Below are 15786 nucleotides of genomic sequence, written 5' to 3'. Positions count from 1 at the left end.
TGCGTCTCTAAACAATTTTGATGTCTAACTCAGGTACGAAGCCTGAATTTGGTTGTAGCAACGCTAACTGAATACCATCAAAGAATAGAGCACCTCCTGCAGCAACTTCTTGGAAAGTGAAATGATAGTAATCGGTGTGTCCAATGCCAAATCCAATGGCATTCACCTGAATCTTATCTCCATCCTGCCATGTGAAGTCTGTAATGCTATCAATTCCATCAGAAGAGAATTGGAAGTGAAAAATATCTGCACCAGAACCACCAGTGAGAGTGTCATTGCCAGAATCTCCACTGAGGAAATCATTATTATTCTCTCCAGTTAAGATGTCATTACCAGCGCCACCTAACATATGATCGTCGCCGTCATGACCCAATAAATAGTCATCGCCACCCCATCCTTCTATCGTGTCATTGCCAGTCCATCCATACAGGGTATCGTTACCAGCCTCGCCGTGAAGTGTGTCATCGCCCTCACCACCATTTAGGTAATCGTCGCCAGCTTCACCGTCTAGGTAATCGTTACCAGATCCACCGTAGAGTTCGTCATTGCCATCTTCTGCACCATATTCGTTATTTCCACCGTAGAGTTCGTCATGATCGTTTCCCCCATTTAGAAAATCGTTGCCCTTACCGCCATACAGTTCATCAGAACCTGCATCACCGTAAAGTTTGTCATTATTCGTTCCACCATAAAGTCTGTCATTGCCATTTTTGCCAAACAGATTGTCTTTACCAGATGAACTATTGGCATTACCACCTTGAGCCCAGCCGTAGATAGTGTCATTTCCCGAAGTCCCATTTATTGTGTCAGCGTTTGTGGTGCCGTATTTAGTTGCCATTTTTATTTCTCCTTATTTTTCTAATTCAGTGTTTAGAGTCGGTTTCAGTTTAATAAATCCTGTCACAAATTCAATGTTCTAGTGGAAGTCGTCGCTTATAATTCTCTCTCTCCTGTCTTATCAAACAAAATATTTGAGTTAAGCTTCCTTCCTTTCCTTTTGTCTATAACTCAACTAAAAAAAGTAGCGTTTTCTGCAAAATATCAAATATTAATTTATATATAGCAATCCTATTTGATTTTTGAACTACACGTAGGTAGGGCTAAAGCCCACCAACTAATGCTTGCGGTGAGCAATGCCCACCAACTAAAGCTTGCTACCTAGGGTACTTAAAGTTTTTCATAAATCATTTAAGATTCTTATAGTTGCATTGTATTAGAGAAATTAATTTTTGAAATTTTGTAGAAAACTCTGCCTTTGAGCTTGAGTTATAAACAAAGGAAAGTAAAAAGCTTAGTCTTCAGATTAGCTTTTGCTAAAAAACTCAATAAAAAAACGTATTTAGTTCTTCTTGTTTTACCAAAATAAGGAAGAAGGAAGAGGAAAGAGGGAAGAAGGTTGGGATTTTCGTTTATATCTCAAAGTCTAACTCTCTTTCTTCTGACAAATGGGTCAAAAGCCCCTGCATTAATCCCTGACAAAGTGGACAAGCCTTATAAACAACAAGGGCGATCTGTATTCTGGCTTACAATCCCAGGAAGGCTTGTCCACTTTGTCTGACTTTCACGTAACCCCTCAATTTATTGATGGATTCATAAAGGTTTTTCACTCTGAAAATCCCCTCAATTTATTGATGGGGATACAACTTCCTTCTTCCTTCTTTCTCCTTACGAGCGTTAATATGGTTTCTTGAACCAGTGGCAATATGCGAACATCATCATTATCCTCTCGTTACGCTCTGCCCCAGTTGTCATCACACATTATCAATAATAGCTGCTAATTCACGTCCTGGATATTGTCATCATTGTGGAGAATGGTTAGGGAATTTAGAGCAATCACAACCACTACATACCTTATCTCAAAACGAACTTAAATTACAGTCAGATTTCATCAACATTTTTGGCTCATTAATCGCTTTCACCCCGTCAGCATCTGAAAATTCACAAAAGAAATTTTATCGTCAAGTTATTACCTACTTTCAAGTTAAAGAATTAGAAGATATTGAATTATCAAATTCTCAAATACCCCAAAAGAGGATACATAAATCCTTAACCTATACCGGACGTACCGTTAAAGATTTTTGGAAATCATTTTCACTGATTGCTTTAGAGACTGTTCCAAAATCTTAAGATGAAGAAGATTCTTGTAAATTTATTGAATTATTTTTTTGATTAAAAAATTCATTTTTCAGGAAGCATAACTTGTCCGTTTACTATTGGAAGCATATGGTGTCTTTTGCGGACAAGTTATCATTCCGATGACATTTATGATACTTCCCCTATAGTTAATTCTCGTTACTGTAACTAGGAGCATAACTTGGCAGTAAAGGACACTATATGCTTCCAATCGCGTTCCGGACAAATTATGCTTCCAACAGCTAAAATTTTGTAAATTCAAGAACAGGCTCATTTAAATATTTTGACCCAGTTCTAATATATTCTAGTCCGATTAGAAGCTATTGGAGAGAATGTTTTCCAAAAATCTTGAACAGTAAATCCTTCATAAGTCATGGATTGATGTATCCTTTTTGGAGAAATTTGAGGGTTAGATAATTCAATACTTTCAAATTCTTTAAGTTGAAAATAAGTTATTATTTGTCTATAAAATGTTTTTCTAGTATTATTAAAAGCTTCAGGAGTAAAAGCAATTAACGAGCCAAAAACTTTGATTAAGTCTAATTGTAAGGCGATTTCAGAAGTTGATAAACTCTGTAATGATAATTTTTCTTGGTTGACTAACCATTTTCCACAATGATTGCAATATCCATGCCGTGTAGTGGCAGTTAAGATCGGTAGTTTTTGATTACAGTGAGGGCATTGAGTAACCAAGGGAGAATGATGATGCTCACACATTATAACTGGCTCAAAAGACCATAGTAATGGTTCATATATAGGTAGTTTATTTTGCCGCCAATAGTCATAACATAAAGGACACCAAGCTTTATAGTAACGAGATAAGTAAAGATGATGAATTAGCTCATGCCAATGCATCATTGTCAAAAAAACTAAATCTTCACGTAAGGTCAAAGATTGTAAGCACTCAACTAATTTCGATGTATACCAACCACTAAAATTTAGCAATTTCATATGAGAATAATGGATAAAAGTTCTACCAACAATACCTTTATAATAAGTACAAAAATCCTCATGACCCCAAAAAAGTGGATGAATATTATGCTTAATTAATTTGTCTGGAGTTACACAATGAGTTTCGGCTAAACGAATGAGATAGCTAATTAGACTTTCACATTTAGATGTACCAATGCCAATTGGTTCTAAAGAGTATAAAGTGCTACGTTTTTCAACAACCGGAGTTTGAAAATCATAACCTGAATATAATGTTAGTTTTTCAAATTGCATTTTCCGTTCCTATTGAGTCTCGTGTAGGTTTACGAATACCAACTGTTTTTTTACGCTTTTGAGATGAGAAACTTTGGGATTTTAATTCAGATTGATTACTATATTTTTGCTTAGAGATAGGTGGACGACGTAAACCTAAATCTTGGTATAATTCCTCCGTCTTACCTTCTATTTCTGCATATCTTGCTTCTCCTTCCTTAATATGTTTGAGAATATTTCGACATTGACCAACTGATAAAGCACGTTTTTCTAAATGCTTCAGTGTAACGGTAGAAGCATTTTCATTTAACGCTTCTCCAAAGGCATTTCTCGACCAATTTTTGAAAATCCCAACACATCCCAAACTGCGTGAATATAAATACTCCCAATGTGATAAAAAATCTGGTGGTTCTCTTGTCGATATTTGATGCTGAAAATTCCAAATTATACTTTGCCAAATTTCTCTATCTTCTATAAACTCTGCATTGTAGCGAGGTAAATGGATATAAATACTACGCCGACTTAATTGGTCTCCAATATCATGAAGAGTTAATAAATCATAAGTTCCAATTAGTCCATGTAAAATTTGAGTAATATTTGCTAACGATTTAATTGCTTCAGGTACATCTGTTAATTTTCTTCCACTAGCTACAGCTAATAAATGATGAGCTTCATCAATAAAGAAAATTTTAGGTCTTCGATGATGTAAAGCTTGCTCTAATGCCCACCCTAACTCAGTTTCCAAAATTGTTGGTTTAACAATTAATTCTCCATCCAGATTATGATAAACATTTGAAGTTCCGTAATTTATTTTATTTTTAACTAACGCAGGTGGTTCTGCTAGCGCATATAAACAACGTTTGAGGTGGTCTTTGAAATTAAATAAACCTCCTCCTAACAGACGTGCTTCAATACTCGCAACTGGAATACAACCTCTGTCAACATCTAATAAAGATAATGATGACTCAATTATCCATTTTTCAATTAGTAAACGTAATTTTGTTTTACCTACTCCTGTTGGTCCAACAATGAAAATGATTCGTGATTCTCCACAATTAGTTATGATTGGCTTGAGAGTTTCAAAAGCTATATCTAAATAAGGATGCGCCATTGTATATGAATCATAGTCAGCCAGTTTTTCATGTAACGAGGCTTTTTGAGAATCTGATGTAAATATGATGTAACTTATATAAAGTTAACCTTGCTGATAAACTGGTCAGCAGTTGATTTATAGATACTGGTAAACTGATAACGTGAGTAAAAGAATTAACGTTACTTTGCCCGACAGTGTTTTAGAGGATTTAGAAGCGTGGGCTGAATTTCAAGGACGCCCCACTGCCAATCTTGCAGCGTTTCTGATTGAAATGTCCATCAAATTAGCCAAACACAATGGGGAATTTCCTCAAAAGTCATCAATACGCACTTTCCCAGAGCAGTAAAAACCTTCCCGATTTTTACATAATCTTTCCTTAACCTTCTTTGCTCATCAATTACCCGTTTTTGATTGTAAATTTCTGTAAAAATGCGTGAAAATTTTTGATGACCAGGATAAAACCTTAACATATGCCTTTTCTATGCCAGTCAGTACTTTGTCTTAAAAGAAACTTAGGCATCACTGAATAAGGAAAAAATCTTTGCACTTGCGGACTCTTTATGGTTCCATTTTGCATTTAAGGACAAGTTATCCTTCTAAGGTTAGCAATTGAGAACGAAGCAGCAACGTAATGATAAGGGTTTTAGACATTTAAAGACTCAGTTATGCTTCCAGACCCAGACAAATTTTGGGTCTAGTTACAGTTACGTCTAACTCCGTCCAACGCTTTTCTTGACCATTTTCCAAGCAACTGCACTCAAAGTTAAACTCATAGTTTATTGAAAATTCTATGCGCTCGCCATGCACTTTATAATTCCCTAAGGCTATATTCGGATTGCTTTTGTTAAACCACTTAACAATTTCTTCTGGTTCTCCATAAGTTGCACAGGAGATAACCGTTCCATCGCGATAAAACCTCAAGCAACTCATGTATAAAGCTCTGGATTCTTCATCTTCATGATATGTAACATATAAACCGTTGTACCTTAACATGAAACGAGTTGCCTTAATTTTTCTGACTGTCCGTATTTCTTAAACGTAAAAGAACTCGCTTAACTGAGCGATCGCATGAAATAACAAGTGTAAGAATTCAGGTATGAAAAAGAGGCAAGCAGGGGGAGCAGGGGATGCAGGGGATGCAGGGGGAGATTAATGATTTATTAACCAAGGGGATGGATTATTAATCATATTGACAAGACCAGATAAAACTTGATTGTAACGTCCAGAAAGTTCTCGTCCGGTTTCCACATCCATATAATTGCATTTAACAGCAAATTTAATCCAAGTCTGAGTTTCAGCCGCTTCGGCTTCACAGTCATTCAATGAACGCAACAAATGCTGCTTCATAACGACGTTTGCGCCAAGCTTCTGCCATGTTGGCACACACAGAACGTGAAGCACGACGAATTTGGTCGGTTAAAGAATATCGTTCCTCCACAGGAAATGTCTTTGAGATCTCAAAAATGCTCATTGCTACTTCAAAAGCTATTTTATAAATACCTAAGTCTTGATGGTCTTTGATGGCTTCTTTAGTCATTGTTTTGCCGAAAGGATTGAGATGTAAACTTGAGGAATTAATGAAGGGGTCTGCACGACTGGGTTAAACATCGCTTTTATAGCTTGAATAAAAAATTCAATTGACTTACGTCCTTGACGACGGCACGTTTGTATCACTGTCAATAAATTGGCGGTATCTTGAAACCGCTCCATAGAACGGGAACCGCCACTAACTTTTCTTTTTGTGACTGCTAAACGTAACGAACGTTGGTGCTAAATTATTATCAGGCGGGATCTCCGGATGGTTTAAGAAATACCACCATTGATGAGATTTATTTTGTAAGGAGCGTAAAAGTTTCCCGGCTTCCCCTCCAGCTTTATCAATCCACAAATCAATCGAAGATTCAACTATACGTCGAAACTCGTTAGCCCAACTCAAAAATTCATCAGTGTTTTGGCTTTGTTGGAATAAAGCATAGTGTTTAAAGGCTTCGTCTATCAGTTCGATAAATTTTGTGCCAATGTCTTGGTTATGTAAACCGGGAAGTTGGACGAGCTTTTTGAAATGACGGCGTAAATGTGCGCTCACATTTCTGTTGAGCTTTCACCGGATAACCATTATATGCACTATAGTCATCAGAACTCAGTACACCATCATAGTTTGAACCCAAAACAGATTCTAATTCGCTTCGAGAACGTGTATCAGCAGCATGAAACAGAGCATGCATCAGTATTGGCAAAAATCCACAACCATTCTTTTACTCCTTTGACTACCCAAGGCGTTTCATCCGAATGGATATTTGGCTGAGTTTGCTTTATCCAAAGTTTCACGCAAGTCAATACTTTGAGCCACTGCTCCATCTATTCGTTCATTCGTGGCTACTAAGGTTCCCACCCCGATTTCTATTTCACCGAGCTCCCACAATAGTTCTTGTTGTTTAGAGTAAGGTAAATGCCCGTAATTATTTATCCATCCCAAAAAAGCTTGCAGTCTGATTCCAATATCTTGTCCTGGTACTATCTCTGGTGACCAGTCTGCTGTTTGAGTTTCACCACATATGGTGCAAATGCACGTATATCTTTGATATTCTACTATTTCAATTGGCCGTTCCACTAGCTGTGCTACTTGTTGTGTTTCTATTTTTATGGGTTGGCTACCGAATTCCCTTTGCCCACAACATCTACACTCAAGTGGTCGTAATATCTCAAATCTATCGACTCTCCCAAATCCCTTTCTCGTTTTTCCCGGATGCCCTGGTTGTCCTCCTGGTTTCCGTTTCGCTGTCTCGCTTTCAACGGATTTATCAACTTGTTTGTTTTCGGTTTTTTTGAGGATGTCTCCTGACGGGGGTTTCGATGATATTGTGCTATCTAAATCTCTACTAACTTTCAGTTTCTCTATTTCCTGTTCCAGTTTTATGACTCTGGATTTTAGCTGCTCTATAGCTTTCGCTTGCTCAACAATTATCTCTACCAGCTGCGTTGTCCCCAACTGTTTCAACATATTACTGTCTATTTTTGGCGGCTGGTTTTTTTCCATACCTCTGATGCTCCCCCTTCTATGTCACACTTGTCAATACCCCCTGATCTGAATCTTGACGATTATTCATCCATCTCCAATGCTGATGAATCATTCATCTCCCCCTGCGTCCCCTGCATCCCCTGCTCCCCCTGCTTGCCTCTTTTTTTACACCTGAATCCTTACTAACAAGTTGGTTTGGCTTCCTAGAAAATCAACTCTCGCTTGGCTCTTCTTAGTTATCCCGTTCCGGCTCCACTCCTTCATCAATCCAAACATCAATGGCTGTTTTAACTTCTGATTCAGTGATAGCAGACCACTCTTTTTCATTAATAGTTGTTCTAAATACGGCTCTTTTACCATGACCGACTTTTGCTATTGCGTGTCCGCGATATACTACATTTTTAGGCTTAATCATTTTTCTCTCAATTTTACTGACCATTCTAACCTACATCCCATGTCGTTTTGAACTATTAACACTCATCCGGTGATTATTAAGCGCTTATACTATTTCACTAAAAATATGATACTTTTAATAGATGGTGCATTACTAGTTAATATCAATTAACTTAACAGAGTATTAATGAATAATTTCTTAACAACGGTTTGAAGTATATAAATGTCTATGAATAATCGTAGAAGCTTTGAGCTTAGACGCCTTCTTGACGATGTTGTGTATCGCTACAGTTCTTGCGAACCATTCCAAGGTCAATTAGCATGGAAACGTGAAGACCTCGACATTTGGGTAACTCTAGTTAATGGACGCGGTTGGGTATGCGTTGACGCAGAGCTTGAAATTGTTGGAATTCCTTGGGAAGTTACCGTGGAGCAGCAAGAAAGTTCCGTTCCACCTGCTGGTATCTGGGTCAGTCGAAAGGGAGATAAGTCCTATGTTTATGAACTTGTCTATACGTAGCTAGCGCCGACAAGTAGCGAATTTTTCTTTAGGAGTTTTTCACTTAATATTGCTGCAATGTTGTTAGCTTAGAAACAACTGAATTGCAGACCGAAGCACTTCACTGTTGTTCAAAAACAAAAATGATTGAGACAGGTTTGTTGGTTACCGGATGGTACATTTCTCGTAAATTCAGCAATCGGTAATTGCGATTGCAAAATCCTTCAATCCACGATTCCATAGTACGATAGTACCAAGGAGCGGGATGAAATGGTTCATTGCCAATCTCTGACCACGAAGTTTCCCGCCAGCCATCTGCTGTTTCAGTTCCACCGCCAGCAGTCAACGGGTGGAGTGTTTGAACAATGATGTGACCGCGAGGCTCTAAAAGATGATGACCGGCATCAGCGATATCAGTTAAGTCTCGTTGTCCGAGAATTGAGAAGTTACAAATAAAGCAAGAAAAACGTTCAATGTTACCGAATTTTTGTACTTCCAATTCGGAGTATGAACTCACAAGAAAGCGAGAATCGCCATATTCCCGTGCTGCTTTAATCAGAGCGCAAGAAGCATCGACTCCCCACCCATCAATTCCCTTGGCAAAAAGTGCGCGACACAACCATCCTTCACCACATCCAACGTCTAAAAAAGTTGTTGGATTTAGCTCAGTAACAGTTTCTAGTATTGCTGAATTGGTAACAATAACACGGCTTTCAATTTGATGGGAACGAATCACCCGCGTCCAAGACAAAGCATTCTTGTTCCATGAATTCAGGATTCGTTCTTCATTTTCATGCATATTTTTTCTATTTCTCTGCTACTGGAAAAGCACTATTAATATACAAGCTCGATAGTATTCATATCGTCACTGTATGAGGTTGAGCCTCATACAGTGACGATTCTTCAATTAGCGAGGTAGCACTTCCCGAACGGGTTTCTGGTTGTGGATGGGTAATTGTACTCCATGGTGCATTGGTGAGACTTTCGATCGCCAAACCTGTATAACTTTGGTCATCAATGTCGATTTGTGCTACTTCAATGATGCACGCCGATTGTAGTATTCCTTGAGCATCTTTTACGCCTCTAAAATCATCACGTCTGCTTATTAAAAGCTCATCAAGTACTTCTACTTTCGCCATACAGTTGAAAAACGTAGTATTTTTAGCATTTTCCTTATTTCCTTGGTAGTAGAGGTTCAGATACTCTTCGATTTTTCTTATCCACATAATTAAACCTTGTTGAAGTTCAACTGTTGCTCCAGTTATGTACGAAAAAGTATTCATAATTTTTAGAGAAATTGAGCAATTATTGTAATTTTGTAAAAGTTATAGTCGAATTTTATTATACTATTAATAATTGGTTTTTAGAAACTATTAGTTGAGTTGAAAAAACTACCATTTACGCTCAAGCGTGTAGGTAGTCACTCAAAAAACATTTTCAAAGGACACTCGACAATGCCGTTTAATAAACCAAATGATAGTGCAATACGCGACGTGTTGACCAGTGCGAAAGTCATTGCTGTTGTCGGACACTCCGATAAACCAAATCGTACTAGCTACCAAATTGCCCAATTTTTACGGAAGGTTGGTTATATTGTTTACCCCGTCAACCCACAAGTTCAAGAAATTGATGGTCAACCCAGTTATCCTTCTTTGAAAGAAGTGCCATCACATATAGATATTGTTAACGTCTTTCGCCGCTCTGAGTACTTAAGTGAAATTGTAACTGAGGCGATCGCTATTAATGCCAACACAATCTGGGCGCAACTCGGTATATCGGATGAAGCAGCCGCACAAAAAGCATTGGATGCGGGAATGAATGTAGTGATGGATATGTGTATCTTGATTGAATATTTACGCTTGATTCGTGTCTAATTTTATATAAGATACATTTATAACTGTTGAGCGCTGTTTTTCTCCTAAATGAGATTTCAAAATGAAAGTTCAATCCGTTCAGTTAAAGTATTTTAAGAAATTTCAGGATTATGTATTTGATTTTACTGAGCCAGAAACTGGGTTAGCACGAGATACGATTGTCCTGGTTGGAATGAATGGTTCTGGGAAAACAAGTTTGTTGCAAGCTATTGCAGCCACTTTAGGTACGGCGACTGGACGCTTAGAGAACATCTCCGATTTGGAATGGGCGGGATTTAACTATGAATTGCTCGCTTCTAATTGGGGAGGTATGACGCCTGAGGTAGCCGTACAGGTACAATTCTCGTCTGGCGAACTCCAAGCCTTTAGAAATTTTCACTTCAAATTACGAGAAATGGGGCGAGATTTGCCATCTCCAGGTGAAGAGCACAATGTAACTCTTAGATGGAACAAGGAAGGTGTTGTTGCTAACAGTACTGCTCAATTGTTTCAATTTAAAGGACGATTATATGCCAAACAATTGCGCCGAAATGAAGGATGGAAAGTGTTTGAGCAAGTTGGTACAGTTCTTTGGTATACAGAACAGAGAACTTCCACCAGTCTCACGAGTGAAGATCCCAATCGTCAGTTGGAAATTACAGAAGATTTGTTGCGCGATCGCATGACTAAATGGCGACAATTTCATCAAGATATTGAATTGGGTAAAATTCATCAACGACCTCATGGACAAAAGGATTTATATGCAGAAATTGAAAGAGCTTATCAAACCGTCTTTCCAGAACGTAGTTTTCTAGGTCCCATTCCGCGAGAGAATTTAGATGATATTTTGAGCGAACCTTGGTTTTATCTCTATGATGGCAGAAATCAGTATGAAATTTCTGAAATGTCCGGGGGTGAGCGTGCTGTCTTTCCAATGTTAATGGACTTTGCGAGTTGGAATATTCACAATTCTGTGATTCTTATTGATGAAATTGAGTTGCATTTACATCCACCCATGCAACAGGCTTTGTTAAGAGCCTTACCCAAGTTAGGGAAAAACAATCAGTTTATCATTACAACCCATTCTGATTATGTGGAGCAATTAGTGCCTGATGCGTATATTATTCGGCTAGAGGTGTAGGTGTGAGTGTTGTTAGTGGAAAAGTTATTTTCTGTGAGGGTAAGCAAACGAGTTTGTTCTCGATGGGGACATGGCAATTCTCCAGGAATAGAGGCGATTTCAGCATGGATTGAAGAATCTGCAATGAGCTTGCGGGATTATCAAGCGGTAAGATGGGCATTAGCTGATTTATTACTTTTAAGTGCAGCGCGAGTGCAATTGAAGACGACATGGACGGGTGGTAGTGGTAAACTCCCAAACTCACTGTTATTGCAAGATTGTCGAATTCAAGCTGTGGAATTAATTAACCAGTTTCAAGAAGTTGTGAGAACGGTGACACAGGACATATTTGAAGCAAGTCTTGCTGTGTATCAGCAACAGTTTGCTCAAGAGGAGTTTTGGACACAGAAGCAATATTTGATTTGGTTTCATGGCAAAGATATTCAAAAAGCTATGCAGCAACGAGAATCTCGCTATATTTCTCTGAATGCTTTTTTTGATTGGGGGCTGAATCAACTAGATGTCGATCAATATCCCGATCTTGTTGAGTTACAAAGTAGGATTGAGCAACTATAGGATCTCCTAAATTAACTAACACAGCATAAAATAAAACAATTAAGATACATTCTTATTTACTGGAGTTTAGACTAGGTATTGAAATTGTTGAAATGCCTATGTTTTCTAAAAAGTACTTAGATTAACAAAACTTTAGAAATGCTGAACTTACGTTATGTTACAGTCTACAAGTCTTTGCACGAGAGAATAGAGAACATCCCAGAAGTCGGAAATGTTTTTCCAACTATTACACACCAAGAACCATTTTTCTGAACCTTCATAATATCCCCCACTATATCCATCATCCACATTTCCTCTATTCAATAATAAATAGGGGTAGATTTTTTTGCTCTCGCTTTGTTGTTCTTCCTCGCCCTGTAGTTTTGGTACTTCTAACCATCCAACTTGTTTTACATAATTTGTTAGTATTACCTTAATTATATCCAAGTTATTTGGATATATTGCCCTACTTCTAGGGACTTTTACTCCGATCCCCGAATCCAGTTTAAAAAATTCCACATCTTCTAATATCTTCAAATGAGCACTGAAACCAAATCTTCCCTTACTGTATTTTAGCCATAGTTGATTGATGTTGTTAAGAGTTTCACAGGGAAAGTTTTGAAATAGATCCTTAAAATTGTTGTATTCATTTAATATCATTACTTGATAAAAAATCAATGCTGTTTCCTCATCAGCCTCTGCCCATCTTTCTTGTTGTAAATATTCTTATAATTGGATACATAGGTTTTCTTCTGATAAATCAAATCGAACCTTTCTAAGTTCGGATTCTAAAGCTTCATTGGCTTCTGAATTGTGTTGTACTTTCAGCATTCGGGAAAATTGCTCTCTAAATCGCTCTTGATTTTCTTTGTCAGCCAATGCTAAACGAAAAATTTCTCTCCATTGTTCTTCACTTCTATTTTCCTTACTTCCCCATAATTCGTATAACTTATCTGAAGCTTTACGATACAATGAATATAATTTTGGTTTTTCGGGTAACTGAATAGTGGGTATTATGTAGGGTAAAATACGCGAAACTCGATAACCTCGTTTTGATTTGTCAGATTCGGAACTCACTTCTATGAGTCCTAATTCAATTGCTCGGCAATATCTTCTGCACTACTATATTCTGGTTCTCCTAATTCTGTCTCTGTTATGAAGCAGGGTTTTTCATCTTTAAATGTTGCATATCCCGTTAGGTGAAAGATATCAAAGTAGCCCTGTTCGTACTCTTGTATTGAATACCCTAATTCGCTCAGACAACCGCTTTCTTCAACTGTCAAAGATAAAGGTATGCGCTTTGTTGCCTCTAGAATGCGCCCTTCCTCTGCCTCAAAATCCAACACTGGTTCTATTCCTTGAGGAGAAGTTGCCATAAACAAGACATTCAACGCACGATATTTAATTGGACAGTTAATGATGGCTTGAACTACTTTATCTTGCTGTTGTACATTTAACTGAAATTGCTTGTCAGAATTAATAAGTAGATTAATAAACCGATATGCTGTTTCAATCTTCCATTCTGGTTGTTGAATTAATGCGTTCAGTTGCTCGCATAACTCCTCAGCCGAACGAGGTTCTTGAACTAGCTTTACAGTTTTTTGTGGTTGAGAATCCTTAAAAACATTTTTAGACATTAGAAACCTCTTGCCTCCACTCCAAAAATGGGATGATTTCTGATACTACGGTAAGCTTGTCTAGCTTGGTTCACTTCTTCCCACTCTCGAAAGAGCCGAGCCTTGAGTAAAGCGAGCTTGTCAGTATAGTTGCGATTGCTTATACTGCTGAGAAGACTTTCTAGCTTTACTAACCATCCATATTTGAGAACTGAGCGATCGCTGTAGTAAAGCCTCAATGCTTCTAAAAACTCTTGATGAAAATAATCAATAATGATTCCCTGGGTTTGCCTACCACCAGTTGGTGGTAAGACGATCTCGACAACCTTTTCATAGTTATTTACAAAAAACTGCCCAGTCCAGAAAAATAATGAATGTTCTGGTGCTTCTGCTAATTGCCGAAACCAATTCATTTTGAAAGCTATTGAGTAGCGAGTTTGTTGTGCAAGCGAAAAAGGAAACGGTTGCAAGTAACCAAAAGCTCGACCAAATTGCTCAGAAAGTGACTGATAATTTGTACATTGCTCATTAATCTCTAGATAGTGCGCTCCCAGATACTCCAACATACCTTTGAGGTACTGTAAGCTGTAAGCGTAACGGATGATCGTTCGATTGATTGAGAGGAGCTTTGTAATTAGCCCAATTATCAATGCTAGTGCCCCTATCTATCCTGGTTTGTAAATCAAAAATTATATCCTCTAGATCCTTGAAGTTAAGCTTTTGAATATCTCTCTTAGTAAATTGTTTATCTTTAGCTAAAATGCGACCGTTAACGTGGATGTAGCCATAATAATCCCGATGTTCGTCAAAAATGTGATTCTGTAGTGCCTCTTCGTAATGATTTCATGCAATTGAACTCCAAAATGAATTAATCACACAATCATTTTAACTACTACATGGAGACTAAATCAACTTATGAGACTGTCTCCATTTTATTTGATTCGGGTATGGATTGCGATCGCGAAAACCAGCGTTCGCAACCCACACTAGAAGATTGATTCTGTCACTAATTCATTTTCAATTGAATTTATCACTATTTCAAAATGAATTAGCCGAGCCGTATTGGGTTCAAATTCGCTCTTGAATACCAATTTTGATGCCGTGATTTTTTCATCACAGCCCTCTGGCAGTAGCGATTGGCGATCGCTTTGACGCAAGCTGAAAGATCGCCGCTCGCACATTCGCAGATTGATTCTGTCACTAATTCAAATTCGGCTTCAGCAACAAGTCTAAAAGCTAGTTCATAGAGTGCTTTTCAATTATTTTTCAGATTTTCATAGTATGAGTTGTGTCCACAATTAAATATCGCAATAATTCTCTTTGATTCTACGAGATACTGAATTAATCACATAATCAAGCTGATGCTGCCCTAGCCGCTAAATCTCTAACCACAAAATCATACATATTATTAAGTCCACGCAGGTGGACTTTGTTTGTGTAGCCCCAGAATTCTATTCTGAGGGCAATTGATAAATTCGGGAGCCTCCCCATTGATTATGCAAAATTAGTTTTGATAAATTAGCTTCTACTGAAGGGTTATTTTCTCAGTTGATGGCTCGACAGATGATATAAGTAACTAATTAACCACGGGTACTTGTGCTAGTCCTTCCAAACCTACAGATTTCAAAAATTCCTCCCAATCTTTCTTAACTTGAGAATTTTTTGGATTGGAGAAAAGGCGTTTAGATAAATCTGTCAGCTTATCGTACCAAATAATTTGGCTAGTATTTGGCTGAACTCGTGTTACCCAACCATCTAAAACAATGTCATTTTCAAGCTTTTCTTGAGGGTCACAATTCAGTTTAAAGTACCAGTGGTAGGGTTCATTAAGTTTTAAAGCTTTTTCTGAATTTGGTGGCAAGGATATGCTGTATATTCCTGGTGTTTTCGTCAGCTGGAGAGGAATTCGGTAGATGGTCGTTGTCTCTTGTTGATCGTGCAGCGAAAACTCAACGGAGTGTACCTCTTTAGGAGCATAGGGAATATAAAACCAAAAAACTGGATGCTCAACTGTTGTTAAACCCTTAGCATCTTCTGGAACTAAGGCTGTTAGCAGCTTATCGGTCGGCTTACAGGCTCCTATCTTTCCATCTATTTTTCCGTCAGGAGTACGAGTTCCCCCTGGCGTTCGCTGACCATTAGGGGTACCTCGAGAGGGTACAGGTGGTAAAGCAGCAATCTCTTGTAAACTAGGCAATTTTGATTTTGGATTGCTAGCCATACTGTTTTTCTCATCGCTTGTGTTTATAGCGATCGCTAAAACAGTCACAAAGGCAAATTTGATTGTTGATTTATCAATCAT

General features: G+C 38.0%; 18 protein-coding genes and 3 pseudogenes. 6 read left to right on the top strand and 15 right to left on the bottom strand.

Translation table 11 applies throughout. From position 1 onward, the window contains the following. Positions 1–7 precede the first annotated feature (7 nt). Complete coding sequence (locus WA1_RS48145) at positions 8–838, bottom strand: calcium-binding protein (RefSeq protein WP_017742457.1); 831 nt, start codon at positions 836–838, stop codon at positions 8–10. An 857-nt stretch (positions 839–1695) separates the two neighbouring features. Between WA1_RS48145 and WA1_RS48140 the strand changes: the two genes are divergently transcribed. Further along, positions 1696–2127 (top strand): hypothetical protein, encoded by a 432-nt coding sequence (locus tag WA1_RS48140; protein ID WP_017742458.1) that lies wholly within the window; start codon positions 1696–1698, stop codon positions 2125–2127. 300 nt (positions 2128–2427) lie between these two features. Here the strand turns inward: WA1_RS48140 and WA1_RS48135 are convergent, their stop codons facing one another. After that, positions 2428–3357, bottom strand: a complete 930-nt coding sequence (locus WA1_RS48135; protein WP_017742459.1) for a TniQ family protein — start codon at positions 3355–3357, stop codon at positions 2428–2430. Further along, positions 3347–4447 (bottom strand): AAA family ATPase, encoded by a 1101-nt coding sequence (locus tag WA1_RS48130; RefSeq protein WP_017742460.1) that lies wholly within the window; start codon positions 4445–4447, stop codon positions 3347–3349. Before WA1_RS48130 ends, WA1_RS48135 begins: the two co-directional genes overlap by 11 nt. A gap of 142 nt (positions 4448–4589) precedes the next feature. Between WA1_RS48130 and WA1_RS48125 the strand changes: the two genes are divergently transcribed. Further along, positions 4590–4775 carry a ribbon-helix-helix domain-containing protein gene (locus tag WA1_RS48125; RefSeq protein ID WP_017742461.1) on the top strand — a complete coding sequence of 62 codons (186 nt, stop codon included), beginning with the start codon at positions 4590–4592 and terminating at the stop codon, positions 4773–4775. 317 nt (positions 4776–5092) lie between these two features. Here WA1_RS48125 and WA1_RS48120 read toward each other — a convergent pair whose 3' ends face one another. From WA1_RS48120 to WA1_RS48100, 4 genes and pseudogenes are all read right to left on the bottom strand, one after another. Continuing rightward, complete coding sequence (locus WA1_RS48120; RefSeq protein WP_017742462.1) at positions 5093–5422, bottom strand: hypothetical protein; 330 nt, start codon at positions 5420–5422, stop codon at positions 5093–5095. A gap of 156 nt (positions 5423–5578) precedes the next feature. Continuing rightward, a pseudogene (locus tag WA1_RS48115) lies at positions 5579–5966 on the bottom strand (four helix bundle protein). Next, positions 5963–7466: pseudogene (gene tnpC / locus WA1_RS54260) on the bottom strand (IS66 family transposase). Before tnpC ends, WA1_RS48115 begins: the two co-directional pseudogenes overlap by 4 nt. A gap of 214 nt (positions 7467–7680) precedes the next feature. After that, positions 7681–7863: a hypothetical protein gene (locus tag WA1_RS48100; RefSeq protein ID WP_066613496.1), complete on the bottom strand. Its 183-nt coding sequence runs from the start codon at positions 7861–7863 to the stop codon at positions 7681–7683. Positions 7864–8070: 207 nt separating this feature from the next. Between WA1_RS48100 and WA1_RS48095 the strand changes: the two genes are divergently transcribed. Further along, complete coding sequence (locus WA1_RS48095) at positions 8071–8361, top strand: hypothetical protein (protein WP_017747401.1); 291 nt, start codon at positions 8071–8073, stop codon at positions 8359–8361. A gap of 100 nt (positions 8362–8461) precedes the next feature. Here the strand turns inward: WA1_RS48095 and WA1_RS48090 are convergent, their stop codons facing one another. Continuing rightward, positions 8462–9139, bottom strand: coding sequence for a class I SAM-dependent methyltransferase (locus WA1_RS48090; protein ID WP_017747402.1), 678 nt, complete (start codon positions 9137–9139; stop codon positions 8462–8464). Positions 9140–9197: 58 nt separating this feature from the next. Continuing rightward, on the bottom strand, positions 9198–9623 hold the full coding sequence (locus WA1_RS48085; RefSeq protein WP_017747403.1) for a hypothetical protein: 426 nt from the start codon (positions 9621–9623) through the stop codon (positions 9198–9200). Between the two features lie 171 nt (positions 9624–9794). On the opposite strand from WA1_RS48085, the gene WA1_RS48080 reads away from it, so the two are divergent. From WA1_RS48080 to WA1_RS48070, 3 genes are all read left to right on the top strand, one after another. Further along, positions 9795–10214 carry a CoA-binding protein gene (locus WA1_RS48080; protein ID WP_017747404.1) on the top strand — a complete coding sequence of 140 codons (420 nt, stop codon included), beginning with the start codon at positions 9795–9797 and terminating at the stop codon, positions 10212–10214. A gap of 61 nt (positions 10215–10275) precedes the next feature. Beyond that, positions 10276–11334, top strand: coding sequence for an AAA family ATPase (locus tag WA1_RS48075; RefSeq protein ID WP_017747405.1), 1059 nt, complete (start codon positions 10276–10278; stop codon positions 11332–11334). A gap of 15 nt (positions 11335–11349) precedes the next feature. Next, positions 11350–11889: a hypothetical protein gene (locus WA1_RS48070; RefSeq protein WP_272819383.1), complete on the top strand. Its 540-nt coding sequence runs from the start codon at positions 11350–11352 to the stop codon at positions 11887–11889. Positions 11890–12036: 147 nt separating this feature from the next. Here the strand turns inward: WA1_RS48070 and WA1_RS48065 are convergent. From WA1_RS48065 to WA1_RS48040, 6 genes and pseudogenes are all read right to left on the bottom strand, one after another. Further along, positions 12037–12579, bottom strand: a pseudogene (locus WA1_RS48065) (GUN4 domain-containing protein); the annotation flags it as partial. A gap of 15 nt (positions 12580–12594) precedes the next feature. Beyond that, a complete protein-coding gene (locus WA1_RS48060) occupies positions 12595–12945 on the bottom strand; it encodes a hypothetical protein (RefSeq protein WP_026135109.1) in 351 nt (116 codons plus the stop codon). An 11-nt stretch (positions 12946–12956) separates the two neighbouring features. Next, complete coding sequence (locus WA1_RS59090) at positions 12957–13505, bottom strand: hypothetical protein (protein ID WP_026135110.1); 549 nt, start codon at positions 13503–13505, stop codon at positions 12957–12959. Beyond that, on the bottom strand, positions 13505–14134 hold the full coding sequence (locus tag WA1_RS48050; protein ID WP_272819382.1) for a hypothetical protein: 630 nt from the start codon (positions 14132–14134) through the stop codon (positions 13505–13507). Before WA1_RS48050 ends, WA1_RS59090 begins: the two co-directional genes overlap by 1 nt. Before the next feature lie 336 nt (positions 14135–14470). Next, positions 14471–14665, bottom strand: a complete 195-nt coding sequence (locus WA1_RS48045; protein WP_017747409.1) for a hypothetical protein — start codon at positions 14663–14665, stop codon at positions 14471–14473. Between the two features lie 395 nt (positions 14666–15060). Further along, complete coding sequence (locus WA1_RS48040) at positions 15061–15786, bottom strand: DUF928 domain-containing protein (protein ID WP_017747410.1); 726 nt, start codon at positions 15784–15786, stop codon at positions 15061–15063.

The sequence above is a fragment of the Scytonema hofmannii PCC 7110 genome (assembly GCF_000346485.2).
GTDB lineage: Bacteria > Cyanobacteriota > Cyanobacteriia > Cyanobacteriales > Nostocaceae > Scytonema > Scytonema hofmannii.
The sequence above is the reverse complement of the archived record's forward strand: the minus strand, read 5'-3'. Positions and strand labels throughout refer to the sequence as shown.

What these genes read in the sequence shown, in the direction of transcription:
- WA1_RS48095 (WP_017747401.1), top strand. Translation starts at nt 8,071, where the DNA reads ATGAATAATCGTAGAAGCTTTGAGCTTAGACGCCTTCTTGACGATGTT.
- WA1_RS48040 (WP_017747410.1), bottom strand. Translation starts at nt 15,786, where the DNA reads ATGATTGATAAATCAACAATCAAATTTGCCTTTGTGACTGTTTTAGCG.
- WA1_RS48145 (WP_017742457.1), bottom strand. Translation starts at nt 838, where the DNA reads ATGGCAACTAAATACGGCACCACAAACGCTGACACAATAAATGGGACT.
- WA1_RS48080 (WP_017747404.1), top strand. Translation starts at nt 9,795, where the DNA reads ATGCCGTTTAATAAACCAAATGATAGTGCAATACGCGACGTGTTGACC.
- WA1_RS48100 (WP_066613496.1), bottom strand. Translation starts at nt 7,863, where the DNA reads ATGATTAAGCCTAAAAATGTAGTATATCGCGGACACGCAATAGCAAAA.
- WA1_RS48120 (WP_017742462.1), bottom strand. Translation starts at nt 5,422, where the DNA reads ATGTTAAGGTACAACGGTTTATATGTTACATATCATGAAGATGAAGAA.
- WA1_RS48135 (WP_017742459.1), bottom strand. Translation starts at nt 3,357, where the DNA reads ATGCAATTTGAAAAACTAACATTATATTCAGGTTATGATTTTCAAACT.
- WA1_RS48075 (WP_017747405.1), top strand. Translation starts at nt 10,276, where the DNA reads ATGAAAGTTCAATCCGTTCAGTTAAAGTATTTTAAGAAATTTCAGGAT.
- WA1_RS48130 (WP_017742460.1), bottom strand. Translation starts at nt 4,447, where the DNA reads ATGGCGCATCCTTATTTAGATATAGCTTTTGAAACTCTCAAGCCAATC.
- WA1_RS59090 (WP_026135110.1), bottom strand. Translation starts at nt 13,505, where the DNA reads ATGTCTAAAAATGTTTTTAAGGATTCTCAACCACAAAAAACTGTAAAG.
- WA1_RS48085 (WP_017747403.1), bottom strand. Translation starts at nt 9,623, where the DNA reads ATGAATACTTTTTCGTACATAACTGGAGCAACAGTTGAACTTCAACAA.
- WA1_RS48045 (WP_017747409.1), bottom strand. Translation starts at nt 14,665, where the DNA reads ATGTGCGAGCGGCGATCTTTCAGCTTGCGTCAAAGCGATCGCCAATCG.
- WA1_RS48090 (WP_017747402.1), bottom strand. Translation starts at nt 9,139, where the DNA reads ATGCATGAAAATGAAGAACGAATCCTGAATTCATGGAACAAGAATGCT.